Here is a 13,735-nt window from a genome sequence, read left to right as displayed (position 1 = left end):
CCTATCGGGTCATGCCTTACAGCTTGCTTTCCAATTCCGGCAGGGCCTCGAAGAGATCCGCCACCAACCCGTAATCGGCCACCTGGAAGATCGGCGCCTCCTCGTCCTTGTTGATGGCGACGATCACCTTGGAGTCCTTCATGCCGGCCAGGTGCTGGATGGCACCCGAGATGCCCACGGCAATGTAGAGGTCCGGGGCGACGATCTTGCCGGTCTGGCCCACCTGCATGTCGTTGGGCACGAAGCCGGCATCCACCGCGGCACGCGAGGCACCGATGGCGGCCCCCAGCTTGTCGGCGATGCCATCGAGGAGCTTGAAGTTCTCGCCGTTGCCCATGCCGCGGCCACCGGAGATGACCACCTTGGCGGCACCCAGCTCGGGACGGTCGGACTGGGCCAGCTCTTCCTTGATGAAGGTGGACTGGGCGTTGTCGGCCACGAAGTCCACGGCCTCGATGGCGGCGCTGCCGCCCTCGCCGACGGCGTCGAAGCCGGTGGTGCGCACGGTGATCACCTTCAGCGCGTCCTCGCTCTGCACCGTGGCGATGGCATTGCCGGCGTAGATCGGGCGCTTGAAGGTATCCGCGGACTCGACGGCGATGATCTCGGAGATCTGCGCTACGTCCTTGAGCGCGGCGACCCGGGGCAGCACGTTCTTGCCGGTGGTGGAGGCCACCGCCAGCACGTGGCTGTAGTCTCCGGCGAGCTCGGCGATCAGCGCCGCGGTGGGTTCGGCCAGCAGGTGGGCATAGGCGGCATTGTCGGCCACGCGCACCTTGCTGACGCCGTCGAGCTTGGCGGCGGACTCGGCGATGGCGGCCACATTCTCACCGGCCACCAGCACGTCGATATCGCTGCCGATCTGTTGTGCGGCGGCCACCACATGGGCGGTGGCGCCGGCCAGGGCGCCGTCGTGATGTTCGGCAAGTACCAGGATGCTCATGAGATCACCTTCGCCTCGTTCTTGAGTTTGTCGACCAGCTCGTCCACCGAGCCCACCTTGACGCCACCCTGGCGCTCGGCCGGCGGCTCGACCTTGAGCAGCTTGACCTTCGAGGCCACCTCGACGCCGAGGTCCGCCGGGCTCTTGACGTCCAGCGGCTTCTTCTTGGCCTTCATGATGTCGGGCAGCTTGGCGTAGCGCGGCTCGTTGAGGCGCAGGTCGGTGGTGACGATGGCCGGCACGGAAAGCTCGACGGTCTGCAGGCCGCCGTCGATCTCACGGGTCACCTGCACCTTCTCGCCGTCCACATCCACGGCGGAGGCGAAGGTGCCCTGGGGCAGACCGGTCAGGGCGGCGAGCATCTGGCCGGTCTGGTTGTTGTCGGTGTCGATGGCCTGCTTGCCGAGGATCACCAGACCCGGCTGCTCCTCTTCCACCAGCTTGGCCAGCGCCTTGGCCGCCCCTAGCGACTCGACGCGCTCGTCGGTCTCGACATGGATGGCGCGGTCGGCGCCCAGCGCCAGCGCAGTACGCAGCTGCTCCTGGGCGGCCTTGGGACCGACGGTGACGGCGACGATCTCGGTGGCCACACCCTTTTCCTTCAGGCGCACCGCCTCTTCCACGGCGATCTCGCAGAAGGGGTTCATGGCCATCTTGACGTTGGTGAGATCGACGTCGGAGTTATCCGGCTTGACGCGGATCTTGACGTTGTAGTCGATGACGCGTTTGACCGCGACGAGTACTTTCATGATTTCCTCGCTTGGTTCTCGGAAGTTGAACCATCACAAATCCAATGGTGCGGTACTGCCACTGCCGACCGCACCTTCCTGGAACAGCCGCATAGAACGGCGTGGCATGCTCTTATATGTTTCATGCAAGCGTTTGATAGGCGCCACATCGAAAAAACTGTCTCAATGTGCCATACCCTTGCGCATGGCAACAATCCCAATATCGCCACTCCCCGGATCCCTGGCCGGCATGACACCAAGATTGCGCGATCGCAGGGGGTGACCTTGTTGACCTATTATGCCTATCATGGGGACAGGCTAGAAGCAAACGACCGTTTTAAATTGATTCGACATTGGTGGCATGAACCGCACCGTCGAGCCGGCAGTCAGGAGAGAACAGATGGAAGAACAAGTCGAACGCGAATCCATGGAATTCGATGTGGTCATCGTCGGGGCCGGGCCCTCGGGCCTGGCTGCCGCGTGCCGGCTGATGCAGCAGGCGAACGAGGCGGAACAGGAGCTCTCCGTGTGCGTGGTGGAGAAGGGCTCCGAGGTCGGCGCCCATATCCTCTCCGGTGCCATCTTCGAGCCCCGCGCCCTGCAGGAGCTGTTCCCCGACTGGGCCGAGCGTGGCGCGCCGCTGACCACCCCGGCCAGTCGCGACGAGGTCTACCTGCTCAAGGACGCCGAGAAGGGCCAGAAGCTGCCCAATGCCCTGGTGCCCCCCTCCATGCACAACACCGGTGGGGACATGCCCCGCTACGTGATCAGCGCCGGCAACCTGTGCCGCTGGCTGGCCGAGCAGGCCGAGGGGTTGGGGGTCGAGATTTTCCCGGGTTTCGCCGCCCAGGAGGCCATCGTCGAGGAGGGCGTGGTCAAGGGCATCCTGATCGGCGACATGGGCGTGGGCGCCGACGGTCAGCCCAAGGATGGCCATATGCCGGGCATGGAGCTGCGCGCCAGGTACACCCTGTTCGCCGAGGGCGCCCGGGGCCATATCGGCAAGCGCCTGATCGAGGAGTATCGCCTCGACGCGGGCAAGGACCCGCAGCACTACGGTATCGGCCTGAAGGAGCTGTGGGACGTGCCCGCCGAGCAGCATGAACCCGGACTGGTGCTGCATGGCTCCGGCTGGCCCCTGGACAAGCACACCCACGGCGGCTGGTTCCTCTACCATGGTGACAACCAGCAGGTGGTGGTAGGCCTGATCATGGACCTCTCCTACCAGAATCCCTGGCTCTCGCCCTTCGACGAATTCCAGCGCATGAAGCACCACCCGGTGCTGGCGAAACATCTCGAGGGCGGCAAGCGGGTCGCCTACGGCGCTCGGGCCATCGCCAAGGGCGGGCTGAACTGCCTGCCGAAGATGACCTTCCCGGGTGGCCTTTTGATCGGTTGCGACGCCGGCACCCTCAACTTCGCCAAGATCAAGGGGCTGCACACCGCCATGAAGTCCGGCCTGGTGGCCGCCGAGACGGTATTCGAGGCAGTGGCCAAGGGCGACGAGGGTGGCCAGGAACTGACCGCCTTCACCGAGAAGTGGGAGGCGAGCTGGGCCTACGCCGAGCTCAAGGAGAGCTCAAGCTTCGGGCCGGCAATCCACAAGTACGGCACCGTCATGGGCGGCGCCTACAACTTCGCCGACCAGCTGTTGCGCGGCAAGTTGCCCAACGTCCACGACACCACCCCGGACCATGCCGCACTGAAGCCGGCCAGCGAATTCGAGAAGATCGACTACCCGAAGCCAGATGGCAAGCTCTCCTTCGACAAGCCCTCCTCGGTGTTCCTCTCCAACACCAACCACGAGGAGGACCAGCCCTGCCACCTGCAGCTGGCCGACCGGGAGTTGCCGATTCGCGAGAACCTGCCGGAGTACGCCGAGCCGGCCCAACGCTACTGCCCGGCCGGGGTCTATGAGGTGGTCGAGGGGGACGACGGCAAGCCGCGGTTCCAGATCAACTTCCAGAACTGCGTGCACTGCAAGACCTGCGATATCAAGGACCCGGCCCAGAACATCACCTGGGTGGCGCCGGAGGGCGGCGGCGGACCGAACTATCCGAACATGTAAGCGAGAGGCTGGATAACAGCCTGAACAAGACCGCCGCCGGGGCAAGACCCGGCGGCGGTTTTTTCTTGCAGTAGCTTAAGGCTTAGCGCTCCGGGCGAAGCCCGGCTACGCCCGGATTACTCACCGGTGGCTACCGGGCGCGCCGGGTCGCGGATCCACTCGCTCCAGGAGCCGGGATAGAGGCGCGGCAGCGGCCTGCCCGCCACGGCATAGGCAAGAATGGTGTGGCAGGCGGTGACCCCCGAGCCGCAGTAGGCCACTGCCTCATCGGCCTGGGGCAGCTCCTCGGCCAGGCGGTGCGGGTGCTTGAAGCGCCCGTCCGCGCCCAGGTTCTCGGCGCTGGGGCGGCATACCGCCCCCGGGATATGGCCCGCCACCGGATCGATGGGCTCGGCCTCACCGCTGAAACGCTCTCGGCTGCGGGCGTCCAGCTTGAGACCGCGTCCGGAGAAGACCGCATCGGCCCCCATCCAGGCATCGTCGCGGTAGGCGGGAGACCAGTCGCCGGGACGGGGCGCCACGCCATCACCCTCGCGCAGCTCGCCACCGTGCCCCAGCCAGGCCTGGATGCCTCCGTCCAGCACCCTGACATCGGGGTGACCGGCCCAGCAGGCCAGCATCCACCAGGCCCGAGCGGCAGCCAGCTGGCCGCCCATGTCGTCATACACCACCACCGGCACATCCGGCGCCACTCCCAGCCGTTGAAGCGTCGCGGTAAATGCCTCCTGGCGTGGCAGGGGATGTCGCCCGCCCTCCCCCGGTGGTCCCGCGAGGTCGCGATCCAGGTCGAGGTGGTGGCTGCCCGGCAGATGGGCTTTCCACCACAGGCCGTGGCCAGCGTCGGGCTGCCCCAGGCGTGCCCGGCAGTCGAGCAGCCGCGGGGGATGTGCCCCCTCCAGGGCCTCTTCCAGTTCCCAGGCGGCAATCAGCGGTTGACTCATGCGTTTTCTCCAGTGAGCAGTTCGATGGGCGCCCGGCGAGCGATCAACCGCCGTCGACCGGCATGGCGAAAACGCACCTCGATCACCGGATTGTCCGGATCCCCCTCCACCAGGTCGATCTCGCCTTCACCGAACACAGCATGGCGCAGGCGCTGCCCCACGTCGAAGGAGCGATAGTCACTTCCGCCCTCGGCGACTCCCGGTTCGCTGCCGACCAGCGGAAGCTCCTCGCCCAGCCTGGCGAGATAGTGACGTACCAGCCCGGGGCGGGACACCTCGAGTGCCCCTTCACCCACGCCGTCCAGTCGGCGAGCCAGGCGATCACACTCCTCCCAGGCACTCTCGGCGAGGAAGCGGCTGGGACGGTGGTCGCCACCGTCATGCAACAGAAGCAACCGCTCCCGAGCACGGGTGATCGCCACATAGAAGAGCCTGCGCTCCTCCTCGAGCCGCTGCGGGGAGAGCGGATTGTCACGGGTATAGTGGGGAAAGTCCTGTTCGTTGACGCCGGCAAGGGCCACCAGAGGCCACTCCAGCCCCTTGGCACCGTGTACGGTGTTGATCAGCACGCCATCGTCACGGTTCTCCACCGGCCGTCTGAGCAACTCGACAAAGGCCTCGGTATCGTTGCCCAGTTCGCTGGCCTGCTCCTTGAGCACGTCGAGCAGGCGCACGTCCTCCTCGCCCTTGTCGCGTCGCGCCGCGGCACGCTTGAGGACCTTTTCGGCATCGACCTCGGCCACCACGTGCTCGAGCAGCTCGGCCGGGGGACGGGCCGCCAGCCGCGGCAGCTCACAGAGCAGCGCCCAGCGCTTCTTGAGGGTGCGCTTCTGGTGGGGTCTCAGGGGGGCCAGTAACGGATCATGGGGCTCCGGCCAGCGCTGACTCTCGGCCAGACGCAGGGCCAGCGCCTCGATCCGCTCGCGAGCCACGAAGGACGTCGGCTGGCTGAACAGCAGCGCCAGGTGTGCGGGGTCACGCAGCAGCCCCGGCTCACGCGCCAGGCGCAGGTAGCCGGCCAGCGCCTGGACCAGGGGCAGACGAAAGACGAAGCGGTCCTCCCGAGCCAGGCGAAAGGGGATCCCCTCGCGCAGCAGCGCCAGTTGCAATGGCACGGAGAGGGCCCAGCTGCGCACCAGCACACAGGCCTCATGCAGCGCCCGTCCCTCCCGTTGCCATGCGGCCAGGCCATCCAGCAGGCCACGACTGCCCTGGCCCGCCGCGATCCGGGTCAGCGGATTCCCTGGGGCCGCCAGACACTGCTGGTCGGGGCGCCGGCGATTAGCGTCGATGGCATGGTTGGCGGCCAGCGCCAGGGCATGGCCGTGGCGGAAGGTGGTGGAGAGCGGATAGTCCACGGCCTCCCCGAAGGTGGCGGTGAAGCGCTGGAGCATGGTCTCTGGATGGGCGCCACGCCACTCATAGATGCACTGGTTGGCATCCCCCACCGCCATCACTTCGGCATGCTTGCCGGCGAGCAGCGCCAGCAGACGCTGCTGGGCGACGTTGATGTCCTGGTACTCGTCGATGATCACATGATCGAGGTAGCCCTGGATGCGACCGCGCAGGCTGGCATCCGCTTCCAGCGCGCGCAGGGGGCGATAGAGCAGGTCGGCATAGCCCATCAGGCCATGCTGCTCCAGCAGCGCCTCGACCTGCTCGAAGGCGGCCGGAAAGTAGCGGGTCTCCTCGCCATAATCCAGTCGCTCGTGGAGCTCGCCGGCGGGAACCATCTCGGCCTTGACCAGAGCGCAGAAGTGGGCGAGTGCCTCGAGCCGCTCGGCATCCAGCGCCGACTCCCTGGCCTCGGCGTCCTGGTCGCTCAGGGTGAGCTGAGTGGCCTGGCGCAGCAGGCGCTCCAGCTGCCAGTCTGCGGTCAGCAGCTGGCGAGGCGCCAGCGCCCCCCAGCGGGTCAGGCTGCCACTCAGTCGGTGGCCCAGGGAGTGGAAAGTGCGCACATCCGGCAACCGCTGGCCCGAAGGCGCCATGGCTGCCAGGCGCGCCTGGAAGTCCTCGCGTGCCGACCGGTTGAACATCAGCACCAGGATACGCTGCGGCGCCACCCCCCGTTCGAGAAGGTGCAGCACCCTCGCCACCATGGTGGTGGTCTTGCCGGATCCCGCCACCGCGGCGACACGCGCATGCCCGACGCCATGTTCGACCACGGCGCGCTGTTCATCGGTCAGCCGCACGCAGTTTCGCCGTCGACCAGGCCCAGCGGATGCCATACGCCTCCGCTATGGAGTCCCAGGGCGTCGCGCCCGTCATCCAGGGTAAACGGCACGGCCTCTTCGACCAGCCGGTAGAAGACATTGCGACCGAGGCGAGCGGCCAGGCCGAAGCGCACCGGGACCTCGGGCACGCACTCTCCGGCAGGGGTCTGGCTGAGGGTGAAGGGATGGTCGGCATCCAGCGTCAGGCGATCGCCCATATTGGTGGTCAGCCACCACAGGCCGTCGGCGTCGGGCTCGGCATCGACGACCAGGAAGGGGCAATCCTCGACGTGTATCAGCTGCTTCTCGACCGGGGTAACCAGCGCATACCGGCCGTCGGCTTCCCGGCGCAGGATGGTGGAAAGCAATCGCACCAGTCGCGGGCGTGACATGACGGTACCCTCGTGGATCCAGCGCCCGTCGGCTGCTATCACCAGGTCCATCTCGCCGGCATGTTCGGGGTGCCAGTCCCCCAGCGGAGGAATCTCGCCCTCGGGATCGATCCGGGCCACCAGCGGCTCCAGGTCCATTGTCTTCCTCCTACGTGACCAGCCCGGCACCCTGCAGGATGCCACGCATCTCCTCGCTGGCCTCCGGGGCGGCGGCACGGAACAGCCGATAGAAGTTGGCGGTGGTCTGCATGGCGACCTCCTCCACGCTGATCCCGCGCTCAGCGGCGATGCATTCGGCCACCTCCACCACCCAGGCCGGCTCATTGGGCTTGCCACGATGGGGTACCGGGGCCAGGTAGGGGCTATCGGTCTCTATAAGCAGCCGGTCCAGGGGTACCTGCCTGGCAACCTCGCGCAGGGCCTTGGCGCTGTGGAAGGTCACGATCCCGGACAGCGAGATATAGAAGCCGTGGCGCACCGCCTCACGAGCCATCTCGAGGTCCTCGGTGAAACAGTGCAGCACGCCGCCAACAGCGGGGTCGGTATGCTCGCGGATCAGCGCCAGGGTCTCGTCACGGGCTTCCCGCGTATGGATGATCACCGGTAGTTCCAGTTCGTTGGCGGCGATCAGCTGGCGACGAAAACGCTCGCGCTGGATTTCCCGCGACGGCACCTGACCCGGCGCCTTCTCCAGATAATGATAGTCCAGCCCGCACTCGCCGATAGCCACCGCGCCGAAGCGGTCCGCGACCGCCTTGATCGCCTCCACGTCAGGCTCCTCGTCGACCCGGTGCAGCGGGTGGACCCCGGCGGAGATGACCACGTCATGGTGTTCACGGGCGATGGCGGCGACGCCGGGCACCTCATCCAGGGTGACGCCGATGGCCAGGAACTGCTTGACCCCGCGTGCCCGGGCGGCATCCAGGGTAGCGGTGAGGTCTCCGCCGTGAGTGGCGGGATCGAGGCGGTCGAGGTGACAGTGGGAGTCGACAAACATGCGGTGTATCCGGATGACAGATGAATGGCTCGAAGCTGCTTAAAGCGTATAGGTCGGCGTGCCCTTGTCGAGGTGCCCGGCGAGCAGGTTCTCGATGCGGTCGCGCACGGTCTGGTCGGCGGCACTGAAGTGGATGCCCACTCCGGGCATGCGCCGGCCGGTGACGCCCTCCGGCGAGACCCACACCACCTGGCCGGTGATCGGCACCCGCTCGCTCTCGCCGGGCAGGGTCAACAGCAGGTAGATCTGCTGGCCCAGCTCATAGCGTTCGCGAGTGGGCACGAAGATCCCACCCCGCTCGAGCGCCGGCATATAGGCCGACAGCAGGGTCTGGACGTCCTGAATATTCAGCGACAGAGCCTTCTGGGCGGCCATGGGCCCCTCCTTAACGTTCTCGTGCGCCCCATCATGAGCGCAGCAGCGCGGACCAGCGGACCAGCCAGGCTTCCAGCACCAGCTGGGGATTGGGGTTGCCGCCGGCGGCCAGCAGCCGGCGCTCCTCACGGGCATAGTCGAGCAGACGGAACCAGTCGCGTACCCGTGCATTCTTGACCGCCTGGCGATAGAGCGGCAACAAGTCGGGGTTGCACAGCCCGCCGCTGTCGCCGGAGAGCCCCAGGCGAATCAGATCCTCGAGCCAGGCGATACCGTACCACAGGATGGCATCGATGGATTGGCGGTCGAGCCGGGCCGCCTCAGCCACCGGCTCGCCCCCCCGTACCAGCGCCTCGAAGGTCTCCACCAGTTGCTGACGCAGGGCCCTGGCCTCCGGGTCGGCCAGCCGCAGCGCCTCGAGCGGTATGCCACCGGCCACCGTCAGCCAGAAGCGCGCTTCCTGGGCATCGCCAAGGCGCTCGGTCAGCCAGGGGAGGCAGTCGGTCGCGGTGGGAATCGTCAGGTTCCAATGCTGGCAGCGCGAGCGAATGGTCGGCAGCAGTCGGGAGGGAATATCCGAGAGCAGCAGGAACAGGGTCCGCTCGCCAGGCTCCTCGAGGCTCTTGAGCAGTGCGTTTGAGGCCGCCACGTTAAGCGCCTCGGCCGGAGCGATGAGAATGACCCGATAGCCGCCCTGCTGGGCGGTCTGGGAGACGACATGGTTGATCTCGCGAATGGCATCGATACGGATCTGGCGCTTGCCCTCCTCGAGTTCGACACTCATCAGGTCAGGGTGATACCCGGAAGCCAGCATGCGACAGCCATGGCAGTGACCGCAGGCCAGTCTGCCGGGCTCGGCACATAGGGTCCGGGCGGCCAGGGCATCCACCAGAGAGCGCTTGCCCACTCCTCGCGGCCCGGAGATCAGCAGCGCATGGGGCAGCCGCCCGCTGTCGGCCAGGCGGACCAGCTCGTCGAAGCGCTCGCCCAGCCAGGGCAGCGGCTCCAGGGTGGTGATCGGCGTCGCGTTCAGCTCTGCCATGTAGCCACCCGTGCCTCGAGCACGCTCTCGATCTGCTCACCGACAACCTCCCGGGAACCGGAAGCATCGATGACAGCGAAACGCTGCGGCTCACTGGCCGCACGCGCGAGATACGCCTGGCGGACCGACTCGAAGAACTCGGCACGCTCCTGCTCGAAGCGGTCACGCCGCTCCCCGCGCTGATCCAGGCGCCGCTGGGCCGCCGTCATGGGCATGTCGAGAAGCAGGGTCAGGTCGGGGGACAGGCCCCGCTGGACGAAGGTCTCGAGTGCGGCGATGCGCGCGCTGTCTATCCCACGCCCGCCGCCCTGGTAGGCGAAGGTGGCATCGGTGAAGCGGTCGCACACTACCCAGGCGCCGCGCGCCAGGGCCGGACGGATGACCTGGGCCAGGTGCTGGGCGCGGGCGGCGAACACCAGCAGCAACTCGGCATCATCATCCAGTGGTTCCGGCTCCTCGGGGTCGAGCAGCAGGCGGCGGATGGCCTCGGCGCGTGGCGTGCCGCCGGGCTCGCGGGTCTTCACGACCTCCAGGCCCCGTGCCTCGAGCCAGCCGACGACCCGCGCGAGATTGGTGGACTTGCCCACCCCCTCGCCCCCTTCCAGGGTAATGAAACGGCCTCGTTGATCAGGAGCAATATTCCGCTCGCGACTTTCTCGGCGACACTCCCCGGAGCGCCGGACCGTCGAGGAGGCGCTGTGAATACCTCCCTGTACGCTACCGACGCCATCCCTGGCGTAGGACCTCCTCTCCGGAGTGTCCCCGACGTCGCTCGCTGGCACATCCGAATCTCTATTGCTCATGCCGGCTCCCGTCAGCGGTTACGGATATACCGGTTCACCGCATTATTGTGCTCGCGCAGGGTGCGCGAGAAATGGTGCGTACCATCGCCCTTGGAGACGAAGTAGAGCGTCTCACCGGGCAGCGGGTCGACCGCGGCTTCCAGCGAGGCCCGCCCCGGCAGTGCAATCGGCGTCGGCGGCATGCCGGCGATGACATAGGTGTTGTAGGGTGTGGCCTCGCGCAGGTCGGCGCGGGTGATGTTGCCCTCGTAGCGCTCCCCCATGCCGTAGATCACGGTGGGATCTGTCTGCAGGCGCATGCCACGCTCCAGGCGACGCTTGAAGACCCCGGCGATCTCGCGACGCTCCTCGGGGGCCCCCGTCTCGCGCTCGATCAGTGAGGCCATGATCAGCGCCTCGTAGGGGGTCTCGAACGGCAGGTCGTCGGCGCGCTGCGCCCAGACCTCCTCGAGGGTCTCCTCCATGCGCGAGAGCGCCTGCTCGAGAATCTCCAGGTCGCTCGCGCCCTTGTGGTAGAGGTAGGTATCGGGAAAGAACCAGCCCTCCGGATGCGTACCCTCGCGGTCGAGCAGCGCCATCACCTCCTCGGCGTCGAGCCCCTCGGTACGGTGCTCCAGCTTGGGCGCCGCATCCAGGGCGGCTCTCATCTGGCGGAAGGTCCAGCCCTCGGGAATGGTCAGCGGATAGCTCACCAGGCGGTCGCTGCCCAGCAGCTCGAGCAGTTCGCGACCGCTCATGCCGGGCTCCAGCCGGAACTCCCCGGGGCGCAGTCGCGGCAGGCTTTCAGGCTCGAGGCGCGCCAGGGCACGGAAGGCCCAGTCATCCTCGATCACGCCCTGGGCCGCCAGGTCGCCCACCACACGATGGTAGCCGGCCCCGCGGGGCACCTCGTAGAGCATCGTCTCGCTGATCGCGATGGGAGCCGCCAGGCGCGACTGCCAGTAGCGATAGCCACCGAACAGCGCCGCCGCGGCCACCATGGCCAGCACAAGCAGGAAGATCAGCACTCGCCGCATCGGAGTCCTCGTGAGTCAGTAGGGTTCAGGGGCAGGGATAGCCCAGCAAGGCATGGGCCTCGGCCTGAAAGGTGCGATGCGTGACCCCGAGCGACCAGCGACGCCGTTCGACACCCGCGGCATCATCGAGGCACACGACCGGCCAGACGCCCTGCACGGAGTTGCCAAGCCAAACCGCCTCGGCATTCGTCAGCGCCTCGTCCCCCGCCTCGACCTCATGGATATCGAGGCGGGAGATCAACGCCTCGCGCAGGGTGCCCGCCACCCCGCAACGTGCGAGGTGCGGGGTCTCCAGGCGACCGGCGCGTTGCCAGAAGAGGTTCATGGCAGTGGCCTCGACCAGCCGCCCTGCGTCATCGCGGAGCAGCCCTTCGGCGATCGCATCATCGTTCCACTCGGCACGTGCCAGCACATTCTCGAGACGATTGAGGTGCTTGATCCCGGCGAGCAGCGGCTGGCTGGCGAGGCGTAGCCGACAGTGACGTACCCGCACCCCCGTCTGCCAGCGCGACTCGGCGGGGGCGAAGTCGGCGAGTTGCCAGCGAAGCCGCGGTTCGGGGGCCGCCGGCGGGCGATAGCCGCGCCCGCCGCTGCCCCGGGTGAGAGTCAGCTTGAGCACCTCGAGCCCAGGCCCCGCCTCGGCCAGGGGGGCGGCCAGGTCATGCTCTGCCGGCATGGGAATGCCCAGAACATGGCATCCCCGGGCCAGCCGCGCCAAGTGCTCGTCCCACAGCAGTGGGCGGCCACCCCTGACCAGGATGGTCTCGAAGAGGCCATCACCGTAAGCGGCGCCGCGATCGTCCAGCGGCCAGGCAGCCTGCTCACTCACGCGCGGCTCCACCCGCCTCAGACCCGGGTGAAGACCAGGGTGCCGTTGGTACCACCAAAGCCGAAGGAGTTCGACAGCGCCACGTCGATCTTCATCTCACGGGCAGTGTGGGGCACATAGTCGAGCTCGCAGCCCTCCTGGGGGTTGTCCAGGTTGATGGTGGGCGGCGCCACCTGGTCTCGGATCGCGAGAATCGAGAACACCGCCTCGACGGCGCCGGCCGCCCCCAGCAGGTGACCGATCATCGACTTGGTGGAGCTCACCGCCACCGACCTGGCCGCCTCGCCCATCACCTTCTGCACCGCCCGGCTCTCGGCCAGGTCGCCGGCGGGGGTCGAGGTGCCGTGGGCGTTGATATAGTCGATCGAGGACGGGTCGAGACGTGCATCCCGCACGGCGTTGGCCATGGAGAGAGCCGCACCGCTGCCGTCCTCGGGCGGGGCGGTCATGTGATAGGCATCATCGCTCATGCCGAAACCGGCCATTTCCGCATAGATGGTCGCTCCGCGCGCCTTGGCATGCTCATACTCCTCCAGCACCAGCACGCCGGCACCGTCGGAGAGCACGAAGCCATCGCGGTCGCGGTCCCAGGGCCGACTGGCCGCCTGGGGATCATCGTTACGCGTGGACAGCGCCCGCGCCGCCGAGAAGCCGCCAAGGCCCAGCGGGGTGGTGGCCATCTCCGCGCCACCACAGACCATCACGTCGGCATCGCCATAGGCGATGGTGCGGGCGCTGTAGCCGATGTTGTGGGTACCGGTGGTGCAGGCGGTGGTGATCGCGATGTTGGGACCGCGGAAGCCATGCTGGATCGCCAGGTTGCCGGAGATCATGTTGATGATCGACCCCGGCACGAAGAACGGCGAGATGCGCCGCGGCCCACTCTTGAGCAGGGCACTATGGTTGTGTTCGATCATCGGCAGCCCGCCGATGCCGGAACCGATAGCCACACCGATGCGATCGGCGTTCTCTTCCGTGCACTCGATGCCGGCATCCTGGATCGCCTGCGCCCCGGCCGCCACCCCATACTGGATGAACAGGTCCATCTTGCGGGCTTCCTTGGGATTCAGGTAGGGACTGATATCGAAGTCCTTCACCGAACCGCCGAAGCGCGTGTTGAAGCCGCTGACATCGAAGTGCTCGATGGGGGCGATACCGCTGTTGCCGGCCACGATGTTGCGCCAGCTCTCTTCCACGGAATTCCCCACCGGCGTGACCAGGCCCAAGCCGGTCACCACTACCCGTCTACGTGTCATCAGCGTTCCTCCAGGCGTCCAGGATGATTGCGGCCCGACCGGGCCGCCTGTTTCGGCGCATTATAACGAGTCTCCCCGCGAGATGCCGCCCCGGCGGCGCACATGAGAACCGTCCGGGTGCGAAAAAGCCGC

At 67.2% G+C, this 13,735-nt stretch carries 13 protein-coding genes; 1 reads left to right on the top strand and 12 read right to left on the bottom strand.

Going from position 1 to position 13,735, the window contains the following annotated elements:
* Positions 1-16: 16 nt before the first annotated feature.
* Together GRB96_RS02950 and GRB96_RS02945 are read right to left on the bottom strand one after the other, a co-directional pair.
* On the bottom strand, positions 17-943 hold the full coding sequence (locus GRB96_RS02950) for an electron transfer flavoprotein subunit alpha/FixB family protein (RefSeq protein ID WP_161430378.1): 927 nt from the start codon (positions 941-943) through the stop codon (positions 17-19).
* Positions 940-1,692 (bottom strand): electron transfer flavoprotein subunit beta/FixA family protein, encoded by a 753-nt coding sequence (locus tag GRB96_RS02945; protein ID WP_161430377.1) that lies wholly within the window; start codon positions 1,690-1,692, stop codon positions 940-942. Before GRB96_RS02945 ends, GRB96_RS02950 begins: the two co-directional genes overlap by 4 nt.
* A 379-nt stretch (positions 1,693-2,071) precedes the next feature.
* Here GRB96_RS02945 and GRB96_RS02940 point away from each other — a divergent pair, with 379 nt between their 5' ends.
* Positions 2,072-3,739 carry an electron transfer flavoprotein-ubiquinone oxidoreductase gene (locus GRB96_RS02940; protein WP_161430376.1) on the top strand — a complete coding sequence of 556 codons (1,668 nt, stop codon included), beginning with the start codon at positions 2,072-2,074 and terminating at the stop codon, positions 3,737-3,739.
* A gap of 116 nt (positions 3,740-3,855) precedes the next feature.
* On the opposite strand, the gene GRB96_RS02935 is transcribed toward GRB96_RS02940, so the two are convergent.
* The 10 genes from GRB96_RS02935 to fabF form a co-directional block, all read right to left on the bottom strand.
* The gene (locus GRB96_RS02935) at positions 3,856-4,680 is read right to left on the bottom strand and encodes a sulfurtransferase (RefSeq protein ID WP_161430375.1); all 825 of its coding nucleotides are present in this window, start codon (positions 4,678-4,680) and stop codon (positions 3,856-3,858) included.
* Complete coding sequence (locus tag GRB96_RS02930) at positions 4,677-6,872, bottom strand: UvrD-helicase domain-containing protein (RefSeq protein WP_161430374.1); 2,196 nt, start codon at positions 6,870-6,872, stop codon at positions 4,677-4,679. The genes GRB96_RS02935 and GRB96_RS02930 overlap by 4 nt, the downstream gene beginning before the upstream one ends.
* Positions 6,863-7,423, bottom strand: a complete 561-nt coding sequence (locus GRB96_RS02925; protein ID WP_161430373.1) for a DUF1285 domain-containing protein — start codon at positions 7,421-7,423, stop codon at positions 6,863-6,865. The genes GRB96_RS02930 and GRB96_RS02925 overlap by 10 nt, the downstream gene beginning before the upstream one ends.
* A 10-nt stretch (positions 7,424-7,433) precedes the next feature.
* Entirely contained in the window at positions 7,434-8,282 is an 849-nt protein-coding gene (locus GRB96_RS02920; protein WP_161430372.1) for a TatD family hydrolase, read from the bottom strand.
* 39 nt (positions 8,283-8,321) lie between these two features.
* The gene (locus GRB96_RS02915; RefSeq protein WP_161430371.1) at positions 8,322-8,657 is read right to left on the bottom strand and encodes a PilZ domain-containing protein; all 336 of its coding nucleotides are present in this window, start codon (positions 8,655-8,657) and stop codon (positions 8,322-8,324) included.
* Between the two features lie 31 nt (positions 8,658-8,688).
* On the bottom strand, positions 8,689-9,699 hold the full coding sequence (locus tag GRB96_RS02910; RefSeq protein ID WP_161430370.1) for a DNA polymerase III subunit delta': 1,011 nt from the start codon (positions 9,697-9,699) through the stop codon (positions 8,689-8,691).
* Complete coding sequence (tmk, locus tag GRB96_RS02905; RefSeq protein WP_420841738.1) at positions 9,687-10,286, bottom strand: dTMP kinase; 600 nt, start codon at positions 10,284-10,286, stop codon at positions 9,687-9,689. The genes GRB96_RS02910 and tmk overlap by 13 nt, the downstream gene beginning before the upstream one ends.
* Positions 10,287-10,513: 227 nt before the next feature.
* Entirely contained in the window at positions 10,514-11,518 is a 1,005-nt protein-coding gene (gene mltG / locus GRB96_RS02900; RefSeq protein WP_161430368.1) for an endolytic transglycosylase MltG, read from the bottom strand.
* Between the two features lie 25 nt (positions 11,519-11,543).
* The gene (gene pabC, locus GRB96_RS02895; protein ID WP_161430367.1) at positions 11,544-12,347 is read right to left on the bottom strand and encodes an aminodeoxychorismate lyase; all 804 of its coding nucleotides are present in this window, start codon (positions 12,345-12,347) and stop codon (positions 11,544-11,546) included.
* 17 nt (positions 12,348-12,364) lie between these two features.
* On the bottom strand, positions 12,365-13,603 hold the full coding sequence (gene fabF, locus GRB96_RS02890; protein WP_161430366.1) for a beta-ketoacyl-ACP synthase II: 1,239 nt from the start codon (positions 13,601-13,603) through the stop codon (positions 12,365-12,367).
* Positions 13,604-13,735 lie beyond the last annotated feature (132 nt).

It is taken from the genome of Halomonas alimentaria, from assembly GCF_009902005.1.
Lineage (GTDB): Bacteria > Pseudomonadota > Gammaproteobacteria > Pseudomonadales > Halomonadaceae > Halomonas > Halomonas alimentaria.
The sequence above is the reverse complement of the archived record's forward strand: the minus strand, read 5'-3'. Positions and strand labels throughout refer to the sequence as shown.

Bases quoted from the DNA above. Each gene is read 5' to 3' on its own strand.
- GRB96_RS02910 (WP_161430370.1), bottom strand. From the start codon at position 9,699: ATGGCAGAGCTGAACGCGACGCCGATCACCACCCTGGAGCCGCTGCCC.
- mltG (WP_161430368.1), bottom strand. From the start codon at position 11,518: ATGCGGCGAGTGCTGATCTTCCTGCTTGTGCTGGCCATGGTGGCCGCG.
- GRB96_RS02925 (WP_161430373.1), bottom strand. From the start codon at position 7,423: ATGGACCTGGAGCCGCTGGTGGCCCGGATCGATCCCGAGGGCGAGATT.
- GRB96_RS02920 (WP_161430372.1), bottom strand. From the start codon at position 8,282: ATGTTTGTCGACTCCCACTGTCACCTCGACCGCCTCGATCCCGCCACT.
- GRB96_RS02940 (WP_161430376.1), top strand. From the start codon at position 2,072: ATGGAAGAACAAGTCGAACGCGAATCCATGGAATTCGATGTGGTCATC.
- GRB96_RS02950 (WP_161430378.1), bottom strand. From the start codon at position 943: ATGAGCATCCTGGTACTTGCCGAACATCACGACGGCGCCCTGGCCGGC.
- GRB96_RS02945 (WP_161430377.1), bottom strand. From the start codon at position 1,692: ATGAAAGTACTCGTCGCGGTCAAACGCGTCATCGACTACAACGTCAAG.
- GRB96_RS02935 (WP_161430375.1), bottom strand. From the start codon at position 4,680: ATGAGTCAACCGCTGATTGCCGCCTGGGAACTGGAAGAGGCCCTGGAG.
- fabF (WP_161430366.1), bottom strand. From the start codon at position 13,603: ATGACACGTAGACGGGTAGTGGTGACCGGCTTGGGCCTGGTCACGCCG.
- GRB96_RS02915 (WP_161430371.1), bottom strand. From the start codon at position 8,657: ATGGCCGCCCAGAAGGCTCTGTCGCTGAATATTCAGGACGTCCAGACC.